Source organism: Rhizobium anhuiense bv. trifolii (genome assembly GCF_024346605.1).
Classification (GTDB): domain Bacteria; phylum Pseudomonadota; class Alphaproteobacteria; order Rhizobiales; family Rhizobiaceae; genus Rhizobium; species Rhizobium anhuiense.
Genome location: NZ_CP098804.1, coordinates 24,240 through 38,075, shown reverse-complemented (window position 1 = coordinate 38,075; position 13,836 = coordinate 24,240). Strand labels below are relative to the sequence as shown.

Below are 13,836 nucleotides of genomic sequence, written 5' to 3'. Positions count from 1 at the left end.
GTTAGAGTGCGCGGAGCCATGCCATACGCTCGTCGAGCGATGGCGCATTGAAAGCCAGGGAGCCGAGAACGACCGTCTCCGCACCCGACTGGCGCAGGAGAGGCACGGTGTGCTCGCGAATACCGCCGTCGGCCGCAAGCACGATCCGATGCGCCGCACCGCAGCCGGCAATGATCTGCTTGGCCTGTTGCAGCCGGGCGCCGGCCTTTTCGTCGAGGCCCTGGCCCTTCACGCCGATCGCCGTGCCGAGCAATGTCACGAAATTCAAGCGGGAGACATATCTTTCGATCCGCTCGACGGGGGTATCGACCTTGAGGACCATGCCGGCGGCGACACCGCGACGGTCGAGAAGATCGAGAGCCTGGTCGGCGACGCTTTCATTTTCAACATGAAGACTGATCAGGTCGCTGCCCGCATCGGCGAATTGCTCGATCTGCGACAGGATGATGCTGTCGGCGACCATCAGGTGAACATGGATCGGGCGCGCGGAGACTTTGCGCACCCCGGCAACGAGGTCGGGGAAAAACAACATGGCCGGCGCGAAATGGCCATCGGCGACATCGATATGCAGAATGTCGACGTGAGGATCGACACGCGCGAGATCATCCGCCAAATGCACGAGATCGGCCGACCAGACGGAGAATTCCGCGATCAGGCGATCCTTCGGAAGGTCTCCGATCCAGGTCCTGGAGGGGGTCGTCATTGTTTCAGAGCTCCTTCAGATAATTGCTCATGGCAAGCCGGAAGTCCGCGACATATCGCGGACGGCTCTCAGTCTTCGGGGTGATCTGCGCGAAGCGCGCGCCGGCAATCCGCTCGGCAAGCGCGCGCGCATAGGCAAGAGGATGAATGCTGTCCCGCTCATGGCCGATGACGAGCGTCGGCGTAGTGAGAGCGCGGACTTCCTCTTCGGTCACATCAGGACCGTCATTTGAGATCCTGGTGAGCAGTTCGGCGGTCACATCCAAAGGCGTGCGGGAGAAAAAACCGGCAAGCGAGGCCAGATTGTCCGGCGCCTCGGCGGCGAGCCGCACGCCCACCGGCCCGGCCAGGAATGCGGCCTTCGCCTCGCCCGGCGGCAGAGTTTTCACAAGCCGCCCGACTTCGGCGTTGGGCGCCATATTCTCCGGCGCCGACGCCGTCAGCCAGGCCGGCCTTGCAATGATCAGAGCCTTGACGAGATCGGGCCGTTTGACTGCGAGACGCAAGGCGATCGCAGCCCCCATCGAGATGCCGCCGATCACGACCGGCCATGCGAGGTTTTTCTCGATATAGGCGGCGATATCATCGCAGAAGGTCGCGATCGACATTTGCTCCGGATTGCCGGCTTGGGACTGGCCGTGGCCGCGCGCTTCGATGGTCACCCGGCGGAAACCCATGTCGGGCGGAAAGACCTCATCGGTCTGCGCCGCATCTCCGCATAGGCCATGCTGGAAGATGACGGACACGCCCTCGCCCGCCGTATCCACATTGAGAATGGTCCCGTCGCTGGTTTCGAACGGTTGACCTCGTCTCATCTTCCTGCCTCCGCAGAATTACCGTCGAGGCTATTCTTCAGGAAGGCCGCCACACCGGCCGCCTCCGAGGCCGAAAGACCATGCGTGACGAGACTGCCGTCAAAGCCGATCGCCTTGAGACGGCCGAGATAATGCCCGTAGTCGAGGACGCCCTTGCCGGCGGTCGCGAAACTCCCGTCGGGATTGCGGTCTTTCGCATGCGCCATGACGATCCGGTCGGCCAGAAGGTCGATGGCGGAAGACACGATGCTGCGCTGCTCATCCAGCGTCGCGACCTCGAAGAGATTGGCCGGATCGAGCACGATCTTGATGCGGGGGCTCTTCAGTGCCGTGATCAGCCGATCGGCTTTCTCAGCCGAGTTGACGACATTGGCAAGCTCGGGCTCGATGCCGAGATCCACATCATAGCGCTCGGCAATCTCGATGGCCGTCTCCATGGCTTCGAGGAGATCCCGCCACGCCTCCGGCGTGTCGTTGTCGCCGTGGGCCTTCCACTGGTCGATGGGGTCGCGCGTGCCGGTGCAGAGCGTAATCAGGTCGGTCGACATGCCGGCGCAACGCTCGGCCAATGTCGCCAGATTGCGAAGGCCGGCCTCGCGCACGGCGGGATCCGGATGGATCATGTTGAAGGTGCCGGAAACGGCAACGATCTCGACGCCGCTGCTCAGCGCAGCGTCGGCGACCGAGCGGGCCTGGGCTGGCGTGATGCTCTCCGGCATCGGCGGAAGGCCTGAACAGGCCATATTGTATTGGGCGCAGGTGAACCCGGCCGCAGCGACCGAATTCAAAACGGTCAAGGGCTCCGTTCCCTCGAAGGTCTTTGCGAAGATCCCGAGCTTCATCACACGCCGCCCGTGACGTCAGCCAGCGCAACCGACTTGCCGCTTTCGGCCGAACGCGCGACGGCGACCATGGCTCGTACGGATGCCACGCCATCATCGATGTCGGCGCCTTCCATCACCGCGCCCTCCAGAATGGTGCGGGCGAAGCCTTCGACCTGGCGGCGGTAGAAATGGCCGTCGGCGCCGAGAACGCGATGAGTGGCGCCGTCCGCTTCGCGGAAAATGTCCACCTCGCTGGTCTTGTAGTACCATGGGTTATAAGTTTTGCCCAAAATGCTGCCATTTCGGCCATAGATCTGGAAGCCTTCGTGCCAGTCCATGCGCACCTGGACGGTGAGATCGAGATGGCCGAGCGTGCCGGAGGCAAATTCCACGTCCACGAACCAGCACCAGATGCCCCCGCGCTCGGACAGGCGCGCGTTGACGGAAACGATGTCGCCGGCGAAATAACGTGCGGTGTCGATCAGATGGCAACCGTGCGCAAGCATGTAGTAGCGCCGCAGGTCGGCTTTCGGATTGGCCGAGGGCTTTTTCGCATTGGCGCTGGTGACGATCAGGGGCTGGACCGCATCGGTCATCGGATAGCGGTGCGTGCTGTCGCAATACCAGGCTTTCAGAGCGACTATCTCGCCCATTTCATCGCGGATGAAGGATTTGGCAGCCTGGAGTCCCGCGTCGAAACGCTTCATGTGCCCGACCTGAAACACCTTTCCCGACGTCTCGACAGCGGCCTTCAGTTCAAGGCATTCCTCAATGGTGACACCGACGGGTTTCTCGCACAGGACATGCTTGCCCGCCTGAAGAGCGCGAATGGAGGCCGGGACGTGAAACGCATCGGCGGTGGCGATGATCACGGCATCGAGGTCGGGATCGGCCAGCATCCTGTCGTAATCACCATAGGTTTTTTCCGCTCCGTGGGTGATTGCCATACGTTCGCGGAGATCCTCGGCAACGTCGCAAATCGCATAGAGGTCGGCATTGGCCGCCTTGGTGCAGCTCTCGAAGTGCGCGGCCTGGGCAATCTGGCCCGCTCCCAATACGCCGATGCGGAGACGTCTTTCCTGTTTTGCTGGCATCGATGAGCCCTTCTTTCGCTCGTCACTTCAGAGCGCCATATGCGTTTGAGGATGGAAAAAGTGTAGTTTCGCCGGGTCGATTGCCAGATCGATCGATTGACCTGTCTCGACCCCGCTGACCGCTTCGAACCGCGCGACGGCGTTGGCGGCCCCGCTCAGGTCTTCAACGGCGTCGGGATCGCCCGAGTCGATCCGGACCGCGTCGATCTTCAAATGCACGATCAGCTCGGAGCCGAGTTCCTCGATCGACTTCACGACCACCGGGATCGTTGGATACGAAGCACCGGACGGCAACCGGCTGTCATAGAGATCCTCAGGTCTGACCCCAAAGATCACGGAATTTCCCTCGAAGGCGGAAAGACCGGGCGCGCGCTCGAAGGCGCCGTCGGTCAAGGGAATGGAGAAGCCCGGCAGATGAATTCGCCCGCCCTCCAGACGCCCCTCGAACAGGTTCATCGACGGCGAACCGATAAAACCGGCGACAAAGGCGTTGACCGGGCGGTGATACAAAGCCTTGGGCGTATCCACCTGCTGAAGCACGCCGCCCTTCAGCACCGCGACCCGATCGCCCATGGTCAGCGCTTCGGTCTGGTCATGCGTCACGTAGATCGTCGTCACGCCCAGCTGTCGCTGCAGGCTGGCGATCTCCGCCCGCATCTGCACGCGCAGCTTCGCATCGAGGTTCGAGAGCGGTTCGTCCATGAGGAATGCCGCCGGCTCGCGGACCATGGCGCGGCCCATCGCAACACGCTGGCGCTGGCCGCCGGAAAGCTGTGCGGGCTTGTTGCCCAACAAGGCTTCCAGCTGCAGGATCTTGGCGATCTCATGCACGCGCTTGGTGCGTTCGGCCTTGCTCTTTCCGGCCAGCTTCATCGAGAAAGCGATGTTGTCGAACACGGTCATGTGCGGGTAAAGCGCATAGCTTTGAAAGACCATGGCAATGTCCCGGTCCTTGGGCGCGAGATCCACCACGTCCTGGCCGCCGATGCTCAGGGTTCCGCTGCTGATTTCCTCGAGCCCGGCAATCATGCGCAGCGCCGTCGATTTTCCGCATCCGGACGGACCGACCAGGATCAGAAACTCGCCGTCATGGATCGTCAGGCTCAGATCCTTGATCGCATGGTAGCTGTTGCCATAGGTCTTGCAGATTTTGTCCAGTACAACCACGGCCACGTCTCGTCCTCCCGTACCAGTCGGATCACATCTTCAGACGGCGCTCCCCGCCGTCTCCGATCCTTTCGACAAGAAGGCTCAGGACTGCGCCTCAAAGTCAACAAAAGAATCGAGGTGTGACTCGCCAGAAAGTGCCGCAAATTCTCCATATATATTTGAAAAATATAGCTATTTATGAAGTTTAGTTGCGAGATTTTATTTTTTATCGCGCGTAATTTTTATGGCCGTGCTGCAGGTGTTGAGATCTCGCCGTGCGATCAATTATCCACCAGCGAGGTTTCACTCGATCGATCGGCAAGTGTCGGCATCAGTCACCCCGCGCTCATTCCCGGCATTGGGGCAACGCGAGCGGCACCGGCGCATTCTCCGCCGCCATCCATGCCAGGCATGTCCGGTTGTCCGGCAGGCCCCGGCGCCCTCCCCGTGCGGTCACGGAAATGGCGGCAGCCGCCGTAGCATAGGCAACGCAATCCAGCGGGCTTTTCCCTTCCGCGAGGGCAAGAGCGTAGGCCCCGTGAAAACAGTCCCCGGCGCCTGTGGTATCGACCGCTTGAACTGGATAAGCCGGCACATGCCACCGGACGGCATCGCCACTCTGGTGGAGGTAGGTCCCCCGTTCGCCATCAGTGAGGACAACAGCGGACCGATCCGCAGACCAGAGCTTGTCCAGGATCATCGTCGGATCACGCTCGCCGGTATATTCCTGCCCGAAGGCGAGCGGCAGCACCAGATGGTCAGCGAAAGCCAATATTCGATCCGTCGCGGGACCGACCGTCCATTCGATATCGGCAATCACGGCCAGGCCCAAAGAACGTGCGCGGGCCACGACGCTTTCCGAGTGCGTGGCATAACCGTCGATCAGCAGCACCGGGGCCTGCAGCAGAACATCGTCGGGCAGCGCATCCGACGTGCCGTGCAGCACATCGTCGTCATAGGCAATGAACCGGTCGCCGTCGGGACCGACCGTGATCACGGAGCGGATCGGCGCGGCATCCGCATGGCGGGGAGCCAGCGATATGTCGACGCCGTCACGCTCGAGTTCGCTGCCGGCCACATCAGTCGCGGGCTCATCGCCGAGCCAGCCGATGAAGCCGGCGCGCCCGCCCAGCCGGGCGACGGCAACAAGGGCCGTCGCCACGTTGCCGCCATGGTCGGTGGCGCGTTTCGTCACCTTCCCCTTGCCGGCCGTCAGCCCCCGATCGACATAGATGATGTCATCGATTGCCAGGGCGCCGAAGCCCAGAACCTGGAAAGGGCGCGACACGCCTCAAGCACCGGCCGCCGCCAGCGCCTCCTCCGGCGCCATCCCCTTATGAATGACGAGCTTGAAGGCGCGCGCGGCCATGGTCGTATCGCCATGACCCCAAAGGTTGCGACCGACAACCGCGCCTTTGGCGCCAGCGCGCAACGCTTCGGAAGTCTGGACGAGCGCTCCGAGCAGCGTATCGGTTTTCGGGCCGCCGGCGATCACCACCGGAATCGGGCAGGTCGCAACGGTCTCCCGGAAGGACTCGAAATCGCCGGTATAGCCGACCTTGATCACGTCGACGCCGGCCTCGAAGCCGATGCGCACCGCATAGGCAATCTCATCCGGCGTGAACACGATCTTGCCGCCGTCGGAGAAATCGCGGGGATAGACATGGGCGACGACCGGCATCTCGAAACGGGCGGCGGCGTTGACCGTATCGGTGAGCCAGCGGATATACTCTCCTTCGGTGGCGCCGCGCACGGGAATGGCGACCGCCAGAGCGTCCGCACCATAGCGCACGGCATCTTCCGGGGTGGCAATGAGCTGGCGAATGCGGTCGTCGGCGGTGAAGCAACCGCCCTGAATGACGAGCGCTGCCTTTCCGGCATATTCCGACCAGAGGTGACGCGCCGCACCAGGCTGGATGCTGATGTAGTCCGGCCCCCCAGCCATGACGCGCCGGAGCGCGCCCGGCAGGTCGGCAAGCCCGCCCTCACGCACATTGCCATAACCGACAAAATGATCGACGGCGCCTCCGAACAAATGACCCGAGGGGTTCGAGAACAGGCGTGCGAGGCGGACTTTGGTTCCGAGACCCATGGCGAGACTTCCCTTTGTGATGGCTGGTTTTGCAATTGTTGGAGAACCCTAACTCGAAAACAAACAAACATTCAATATTTCGATTTCTTTCGTTTTTACGTGACGAAGGAATTTTTGACGTGCATTTTCGTCGTTCAACGGCTAGTTTTGCAGCAGAAGCTGTGAGCTGGGAGCTCAAGCTTTCGTTTTTCAAAAGTCAGATAGTCGCAAAAAGCGACAGTCGGGATCACATATGCTTGCAGAACAGAGGCGGCAGCAGATCATGCTGGAACTTCAGCGGGTGGGTCAGGCACGCACCCGCCAGCTGGCTGAATTCTTCGAGGTCTCGGAAGTGACGATCCGCTCCGATCTCGAAATCATGGACGCGAAGAAGCAGCTGATCAAAACGCATGGCGGCGCGATCGCCCTGCCGTCCGACTCGCCGGCGGCGGCCTTCGAGGAACGCATGCAGCGCAATTTCGATGCGAAACGGCGTATCGCCCAGATGGCTGCGCGGCAGATCATCGACAACCAGTCGATCGTCTTCGACAGCGGCTCGACGCTGCTGCAGGTTGCCATGCAGATGCCGCCGGTCAACAACGTCGTGGTTGCGACGACGGCGATGAACATCGCACAACATCTGATGTACCGGCCAGGGCTCGACGTGCACATGATCGGCGGCCGCGTGTTTCCGAGCACCGTGAGCACGATCGTTTCGGACTCCGACAAGGCGGTCGGTGGCCTCGTCGCCCACCAGGCCTTTGTCGGCGCCCACGCGATCGATCAGGCCTTCGATGTCGTCGACGTCTCCGAGGACATCGCCCGGACCAAGCGCAACCTGGTTCGCATGGCCCGGCGTGTCGTCCTCGTGGCGGATTCGAGCAAATTCGACATCGGCGCCTCCTCGAAAGCCTTCTCACTGTCGCGCGTCGATCTGATCATCACCGACAGCAACATGCCGCACAGCATCCGCCACCGGCTGGACAAGATCGGCGTGGAGGTCCGCTACGCGTGACCTGCCGTCCACCTCTTCGCTGCGTAAGAACGCCAGCAGAGACTTGGGCTCCGATCGACGGTTCAGGCCGACAGCGGGGAAAACGAGGCCGGCTAAAATCCGAGACGTCGAAGCGTCTCGCGGTTCACGCGAACCGCCGCGGCGGGATCGGTTCCGGCGTGGTCCGATTCTTCCTCGACCACGATCCAGCCGGTAAACTTCGGCGCATCCCGAACGGCCGAAATCACGGCAGGCACGTCGCAGACGCCGTCGCCCAGCATCGCCCAGACGCCACCGGCGTCGACATCCTTCAGATGCACGTAGCGGATACGCTCCCGGTAGGCCGCCAGCGTATCGCCGATCTGCTGGCCGCCACGCAGGATATGGCCGGTATCAGGCACCCAGCCCACGCGCGAATCCAAGAGAGCAAACAGGCGGTCATAGTCCTCGCGGGTGAAGAGGAGCGTGTTGTGGTGCGAGGAAGGATGGACGGCAACGGCGACACCGGCCGACTGCCCAATCTCGGTCGCACGATTGTAGCACTCGGCCGCAATGGCGAACTTCTCATCGCGCGGGCCATCCGAAACGACCGTCGCCGATCCCATCGAGACCATCGCACCGGGAAAGTTCGCCGCGAAATCGACCCATCGCCGCGCCGTGTCGAGATCGGAGGCAATCTTTTCCGCCACCGTGAAGCCGCTGGCGGAGCCGAAGGCAAAGGAAACCAGCGTCAAACCGGCGTCTGTCAGAGTACGGGCAAAATCGGCAGGATTGAGCGCGTAGTGACCGATCATCGTGTCGGTGATTTCGATGCCGGTATATCCGCCATCGGCGACGGCGCGCACCAGATCGTCCGGGCCGCCGCTCCAGCCTGCGCCGAGCATCTCCCAGGTGAATGTCTGGCAGCCGATCTGCAGCTCAGCATTTTTCATATCTTGGTCCTGACCTATTTGTTGATAGCAGCCGATACCGAAGTCCTCGGGGCATTTCGCCTCGCCGGCCGAAAGCCCTTCCGCAGGGAGTGCGGATCGAAAACCGGAAGGGCGGCTCTTCTTCGGAGATTGCGACCCCAGTGTCTTGTCATTACGTACGGTCAAATGTTACCGTGCGTCAATATAATTTATTCCCTGCGCTTAAAACGTAACGCACCCTCAACTCTCCGCAGCCGCAACGGCAAAATCAGGTTCCTCGATGACACAGACCAATGGCATGAAACTCAGGATCGGCGTTGTGGGATGCGGCAACATTTCGCTCGCCTATATGCGCAACGCGCCGCTGTTCCGCGGCGTCGAAATCATTGCCTGTGCAGATCTTAACGCCGACGCCGCCAAGCGCCGCGCGGCGGAATTCAATCTGCGCGCGGCCGACGTCGATAGCCTCATTGACGACAAGGACATCGACCTCATCCTCAATCTGACGATCCCGGCTGCGCATTTCGACGTTTCGATGCGGGCGCTGTCGGCAGGCAAGCATGTCTTCACCGAGAAGCCGCTCGGCGTCACGGCCGCGGAAGGACGCCGGCTGGTGGATGCGGCCGCCACCAAGGGCCTTATGCTCGGCTCGGCGCCGGACACGTTCCTGGGGGCAGCCGGACGCCATGCCCGGCGGCAGATGGAAGCCGGCGCCATCGGCAAGCCGGTGACGGGAACGGCCTTCATGATGGGGCGCGGCATGGAGCACTGGCATCCCGATCCCAGCTTTTACTACCAGGCCGGCGCCGGCCCGGTCATGGATATGGGGCCTTACTATCTGACGATGATGGTCAATCTCATGGGGCCGATCCGCCGTGTGCAGGCGGTCGCCACAAGCGGGCAGGAAGAACGGCTCATCACCGCCGAGGGGCCGAAACAGGGCACCACGTTCAAGGTCGGCACGCCGACCAGCGTGCTGTCGCTGCTGGAATTCGATTGCGGCGCCACCGTCACCTTCGGCACCTCCTGGGACGTCTTCCGCCACTCCAACCACCCGATCGAGCTCCACGGTACCGAAGGCTCGCTGCGCCTGCCCGACCCCGACAATTTCGGCGGCTCCGTCGCGCTCTCCAGCCGTGGCGCTCCCTGGCAGGAAACGGATACATCAGGCGAACTCTTCGGGGCCGTCAACTGGCCGATCGCCGCGCCTGATCGCGCCAACTACCGCATGCTTGGCCTTGCCGATCTCGCGCGCGCAATCATCGAAGGCCGCACGCCACGCGCTTCGTGCGATCTCGCCCTGCATGTGCTCGAAGTCATGGAAGCGATCCTGCGTGCGGGTGAAACCGGCGTCGCGCAGACCATTGCGGGTATCGTCGCGCAGCCGAAAGAATTGCGGGAAGACGAAGCAAGGAGCTTGCTCGCATGACGCAACTGGACGAATCCGCCAAACGCGCCCTGGCATGGCCTGGCGATCCGGAAACGGCGGTGGAAAGCTGCACTCCGGCGCAGGCGCGGCAGCAATATCTGGACAGTTTCGCAGGCATCCAGTGGCCACTCGAAGAGGTGGCAGAGATGTTGGAAAGACGTGTGGGCGCCATCAGGGTGAAGATATGGCGCGGCCAAGCAGCGCCGCGCCAAGGGGCGCCGGCCCTGCTTTATCTCCATGGTGGCGGCTTTGTGATCGGCGCGCCGGAAACCCATGAGGATATCTGCCGGACGCTTGCCAATATGGCAGGCGCCGTCGTGGTTTCACCCGATTATCGCCTGGCACCGGAACATCCGTTTCCGGCCGCGATCGACGATTGCGCTGCCACACTTGTTTGGATGACGGAGCAGGCCGATGCACTCGGTATTGATCCCTCGCGCATTATCGTCGGCGGCGATAGCGCCGGCGGCAATCTGGCCGCCGTCGTTGCCCTCCTGGCGCGGGACGGACAGGTGCCGGCCGTCATCGGCCAGGTGCTGATCTATCCGGTGACCGACCAGTTGCAGGCCGCAGACAGCTACTCACGTTACGCAGAGGGTTTCGGCCTGACGGCAGCGGCGATGAAATGGTTCCGGGACCACTATCTGCCGGAAGCCGCGAGCAGGTCGGACTGGCGGGCTTCGCCGCTCAGCGCGATGTCGTTGGCCGGTGTGGCGCCGGCCTTCGTGATCCTTGCCGGACACGACGTGCTGGTCGACGAAGGGGCAGGCTATGCCGAGCGGCTCAGCCGGGAAGCGCAGGCCACAAGCCGGACCTGGCCCGGACAGATCCATGGCTTCGTATCGAAGAGACGGGCCATTCCGGAGGCGCAAGAGGCGCTTGAGGCCATTGCAATGGCGTGGCGCACCATGGACCCCGCGCTTACCCGCTGAGGCCGTAACCCTCGCCGGATCTCAAGCCGACCGGATCTCAAGCCGAGTCGCGCATGACAAGCGTTGCCTCAAGGATCACCTTGTTCGTGGCGGGGGTCGTTCCGTCATCCTCGCTCTCGATATGCGCGAGCAAAAGCTCCACGGATTTCGCGGCGATCTCGGATGCGTTCTGGGCCATCGTCGTCAGCGACGGGCAGGTATATCGGCTCAGCGGGTGGTCGTCGTGCCCGGCGATGCGCACGTCGCAAGCCTCGTTCCGGCCGATTTTCAGTCCCGAGGCGAATGCCGCCGCCATCGCGCCGAAGGCGAACCGGTCGTTGGCGCAGAGGAGCGTTTTGCCGGGAAGTCCGCCATTCGCAAGCATCCTCTGCATCTGCTCGTATCCGAGACGCTCGAACTCCCAGGAAGGCGGCGCGTCGCAATCGATGACGAGCGGGGAATGCCCTTCCCTCGCCATGGTCGCGCGATAGCCCGCCTGCCGCTCGCCGGCATTTTCGGTCATATGCGGAATTTCCAGGAAGATCGGCGGCTCACCGGATCGGCAGAGATATTGCACAATGGCTGCCATGCTTTGCGCGTTGTCGTTGCCGACATAGGGAAGGTCACCGCTGGCAGGATTGTCGAAGCAAACGACGGGGATTGCATCCCTTAGTCTTTCCAGCGCGGAACGCCGCGAACCGGCGCCCAGCGGCGCCACGATCGCACCCGCGACCTTCAGCGAGAGCAAGGTCCGCACGGCCTCCGCCTCCAGCTCGGGCCGCGTGTGCGAGGAGATCTGGACAGGCCAGAATCCCCTTTCGCGCAACTCCAGCTCGATCAGCGACACGACCTGCACATAAAAGGGATCCGACATGGTCGGGACCAGAATCCCGATATTCCTGGTCCGCTTGCGATTGAGATGCCGCGCGAAAAGATTCGGCTCGAAGTTCGACTTCTTGAGAGCCGCCTCGATACGCTTGCGGGTCACTTCCTTGATCTGCGAGGGATCATCGAAATATTTCGACAGCGTCGGACGCGATACGCCGGAGGCGGCCGCAAAATCGTCCATCGATTTATAACTTTTCTTGGCCATTCAGTTCCTTAATCGGCGGCGCGACGGTGCGCTGAATCGAAAATGATGTCGCATCACACGCATTCGGCAATTTGTACAGGGTGGTCTTCGTTTTCCGGAATCGGGGAAAATCAACGGGCAGGCCGGCATGACTTTTCGCTGCGGACCCGGCTCTCTTTCGAAAAACGAAATATTCTCCTCTCTTGCGACGTCAGGTGCTCGCGCCGCATGGTTGCAAAAACGCTTGTTTCAGGCCCCGAATTCGAAAATTTGCGGTGAGGACGGCGGGCGTCTCCGCTTTTCGTTTTGTTGGGCAAACTTTCATTTGTTTACGAAAGTAAAGAAAAAAAGCGTCACAAGCAACACAAATGCTCCGAAAAAATTCGGACGATAACGAATAATTTTGTTATTATATTTCAATTAGTTGTGTGCGAACTCGCCATGAATACGGGCCTCCCATCTTTTCTCGATCGCAGTTCTTCATTGACAGATAGGCGCCTCAGGGAACCTACTTTGCCTACGATCTTGAGGAGGATCGATTAACTGAAAATCTATGGGAGGCACACATGAATATCAGAAAATTCAGCGTGACGATGCGGGCTGCCGTGGCGGTATGGGCGCTCTGCGCCACATCGGCGTTTGCCGACACCACCATCGAATTCATACAATGGTGGGAACCCGAAATGCCGTCCGGGGCGCTGCGCGGCATCATGAACGATTTCGAGGCCGCCAACCCCGGCATCAAGGTGACGCTGGTCAGCGGCCCCTATGCCACGACGCGTGACCAGATCGTCGTCGGCGCCGCCTCCGGAACGCTGAGCGACGTGGTGGGCCTGGATGGCGCCTGGGTAAACGGGCTGGCCAAGCAGGGCGCAATCGCCTCCATGGACGAACTGATGGACAAGGCGAAGTACGACAAGAGCCAGATCACCGATATCGTCAAGGTCGATGGCAAGAGCGTGATGTTCCCGCTCGCTTCCTTCGTCTATCCCGTCTTCGTCAACCTCGATATCGCCAAGGCATCCGGCGTCGACAAGTTGCCGACCACACGCACGGAATTCGCTGAAGCCGCGAAGAAGATGACCGATGCGCCGAAGAACCAGTATGGCTGGGTCCTGCCGCTGTCGCTGCAGTCGCCGAGCGGAATCCAGAACGACGTCATGTCCTGGGTCTGGGCCTCGGGCGCCTCGATGCTGAAGGACGGCAAGCCGGATCTCGAAAATGACGCTGTCGTCGGCACGCTCGATTATATCGCGTCCCTCAACAAGGAAGGCGTTATTTCGCCCGGCATTTTCGCCAAGAAGGAACAGGACAAGGTCGAGGAATTCGTCAACGGCCGCGTCGGCATGATGGTCGACTCGCTCGCCCACGTGAACCTCATCCGCGAGCGCAATCCGAAGCTCAACTTCGGCATCTCCGCCTTGCCGGCCACTGACGGCTACACCGGCAAGCGCGGCATGCCTTATGCCTCCTGGGGCATCGGTATCAGCGAAGGCAGCCAGCACAAGGAAGAAGCCTGGAAGCTTGTGGAATATCTGATGAGCCCAGACGTCAACGGCCGTCTGGTTTCGATTGCCAACGCCTTCCCCGGCAATGTCCACGCCAAGCCGGATTTTGTGGCATCGGACCCGATCTTCGCCGAAGCTTTCAAAATCTTCCAGAGCGGCTATCCTGCCAATGAATTCGTCGGTCTTCCGGTTGCCGAAGAGCTGATGCGCGACATGAACGTCGAAGTTCAGAAGATGTTCGACGGCGGGCAGTCGGCCAAGGACGCGGCTTCCAATACCCAGAAGGCCTGGCTCGCGAAGTTCTAAAGCACGTCGCTTTCACGAATCACCGGCAGCGCCAGATTGCGCTGCCGGTG

13 protein-coding genes are annotated in these 13,836 nt (G+C 61.6%); 4 read left to right on the top strand and 9 right to left on the bottom strand.

Features of this window, described 5'->3' with window-relative positions:
- Position 1 precedes the first annotated feature (1 nt).
- The 7 genes from NE851_RS32020 to NE851_RS31990 all read right to left on the bottom strand — a co-directional run bounded on the left by NE851_RS32020 (position 2) and on the right by NE851_RS31990 (position 6,676).
- Positions 2 to 703, bottom strand: a complete 702-nt coding sequence (locus NE851_RS32020) for a ribulose-phosphate 3-epimerase (protein WP_254962579.1) — start codon at positions 701 to 703, stop codon at positions 2 to 4.
- Between the two features lie 4 nt (positions 704 to 707).
- Positions 708 to 1,517: an alpha/beta fold hydrolase gene (locus tag NE851_RS32015; protein ID WP_254962578.1), complete on the bottom strand. Its 810-nt coding sequence runs from the start codon at positions 1,515 to 1,517 to the stop codon at positions 708 to 710.
- Complete coding sequence (locus NE851_RS32010; RefSeq protein WP_254962577.1) at positions 1,514 to 2,359, bottom strand: sugar phosphate isomerase/epimerase family protein; 846 nt, start codon at positions 2,357 to 2,359, stop codon at positions 1,514 to 1,516. Before NE851_RS32010 ends, NE851_RS32015 begins: the two co-directional genes overlap by 4 nt.
- Positions 2,359 to 3,435, bottom strand: a complete 1,077-nt coding sequence (locus tag NE851_RS32005; RefSeq protein WP_254962576.1) for a Gfo/Idh/MocA family protein — start codon at positions 3,433 to 3,435, stop codon at positions 2,359 to 2,361. The genes NE851_RS32010 and NE851_RS32005 overlap by 1 nt, the downstream gene beginning before the upstream one ends.
- Positions 3,436 to 3,462: 27 nt before the next feature.
- Positions 3,463 to 4,608 (bottom strand): ABC transporter ATP-binding protein, encoded by a 1,146-nt coding sequence (locus tag NE851_RS32000; RefSeq protein ID WP_254962575.1) that lies wholly within the window; start codon positions 4,606 to 4,608, stop codon positions 3,463 to 3,465.
- Between the two features lie 322 nt (positions 4,609 to 4,930).
- Positions 4,931 to 5,872, bottom strand: a complete 942-nt coding sequence (locus NE851_RS31995; RefSeq protein ID WP_254962574.1) for a PfkB family carbohydrate kinase — start codon at positions 5,870 to 5,872, stop codon at positions 4,931 to 4,933.
- 3 nt (positions 5,873 to 5,875) lie between these two features.
- Positions 5,876 to 6,676, bottom strand: a complete 801-nt coding sequence (locus NE851_RS31990; protein ID WP_047619009.1) for a beta/alpha barrel domain-containing protein — start codon at positions 6,674 to 6,676, stop codon at positions 5,876 to 5,878.
- Between the two features lie 232 nt (positions 6,677 to 6,908).
- Here NE851_RS31990 and NE851_RS31985 point away from each other — a divergent pair, with 232 nt between their 5' ends.
- Entirely contained in the window at positions 6,909 to 7,670 is a 762-nt protein-coding gene (locus NE851_RS31985) for a DeoR/GlpR family DNA-binding transcription regulator (protein ID WP_254962573.1), read from the top strand.
- Between the two features lie 92 nt (positions 7,671 to 7,762).
- On the opposite strand, the gene NE851_RS31980 is transcribed toward NE851_RS31985, so the two are convergent.
- Positions 7,763 to 8,581, bottom strand: coding sequence for a sugar phosphate isomerase/epimerase family protein (locus NE851_RS31980; RefSeq protein WP_063473713.1), 819 nt, complete (start codon positions 8,579 to 8,581; stop codon positions 7,763 to 7,765).
- 259 nt (positions 8,582 to 8,840) lie between these two features.
- Between NE851_RS31980 and NE851_RS31975 the strand changes: the two genes are divergently transcribed.
- On the top strand, positions 8,841 to 9,989 hold the full coding sequence (locus NE851_RS31975; protein ID WP_127431105.1) for a Gfo/Idh/MocA family protein: 1,149 nt from the start codon (positions 8,841 to 8,843) through the stop codon (positions 9,987 to 9,989).
- Entirely contained in the window at positions 9,986 to 10,921 is a 936-nt protein-coding gene (locus NE851_RS31970; protein WP_047619017.1) for an alpha/beta hydrolase, read from the top strand. Before NE851_RS31975 ends, NE851_RS31970 begins: the two co-directional genes overlap by 4 nt.
- 37 nt (positions 10,922 to 10,958) lie before the next feature.
- On the opposite strand, the gene NE851_RS31965 is transcribed toward NE851_RS31970, so the two are convergent.
- Positions 10,959 to 11,993 (bottom strand): LacI family DNA-binding transcriptional regulator, encoded by a 1,035-nt coding sequence (locus NE851_RS31965; protein WP_047619020.1) that lies wholly within the window; start codon positions 11,991 to 11,993, stop codon positions 10,959 to 10,961.
- Positions 11,994 to 12,538: 545 nt separating this feature from the next.
- On the opposite strand from NE851_RS31965, the gene NE851_RS31960 reads away from it, so the two are divergent.
- Complete coding sequence (locus tag NE851_RS31960) at positions 12,539 to 13,786, top strand: ABC transporter substrate-binding protein (RefSeq protein ID WP_063473714.1); 1,248 nt, start codon at positions 12,539 to 12,541, stop codon at positions 13,784 to 13,786.
- Positions 13,787 to 13,836: the final 50 nt, after the last annotated feature.

Bases quoted from the DNA above. Each gene is read 5' to 3' on its own strand.
- NE851_RS32015 (WP_254962578.1), bottom strand. From the start codon at position 1,517: ATGAGACGAGGTCAACCGTTCGAAACCAGCGACGGGACCATTCTCAAT.
- NE851_RS31990 (WP_047619009.1), bottom strand. From the start codon at position 6,676: ATGGGTCTCGGAACCAAAGTCCGCCTCGCACGCCTGTTCTCGAACCCC.
- NE851_RS31985 (WP_254962573.1), top strand. From the start codon at position 6,909: ATGCTTGCAGAACAGAGGCGGCAGCAGATCATGCTGGAACTTCAGCGG.
- NE851_RS32005 (WP_254962576.1), bottom strand. From the start codon at position 3,435: ATGCCAGCAAAACAGGAAAGACGTCTCCGCATCGGCGTATTGGGAGCG.
- NE851_RS31975 (WP_127431105.1), top strand. From the start codon at position 8,841: ATGACACAGACCAATGGCATGAAACTCAGGATCGGCGTTGTGGGATGC.
- NE851_RS31965 (WP_047619020.1), bottom strand. From the start codon at position 11,993: ATGGCCAAGAAAAGTTATAAATCGATGGACGATTTTGCGGCCGCCTCC.
- NE851_RS31970 (WP_047619017.1), top strand. From the start codon at position 9,986: ATGACGCAACTGGACGAATCCGCCAAACGCGCCCTGGCATGGCCTGGC.
- NE851_RS32010 (WP_254962577.1), bottom strand. From the start codon at position 2,359: ATGAAGCTCGGGATCTTCGCAAAGACCTTCGAGGGAACGGAGCCCTTG.
- NE851_RS32020 (WP_254962579.1), bottom strand. From the start codon at position 703: ATGACGACCCCCTCCAGGACCTGGATCGGAGACCTTCCGAAGGATCGC.
- NE851_RS31960 (WP_063473714.1), top strand. From the start codon at position 12,539: ATGAATATCAGAAAATTCAGCGTGACGATGCGGGCTGCCGTGGCGGTA.
- NE851_RS31980 (WP_063473713.1), bottom strand. From the start codon at position 8,581: ATGAAAAATGCTGAGCTGCAGATCGGCTGCCAGACATTCACCTGGGAG.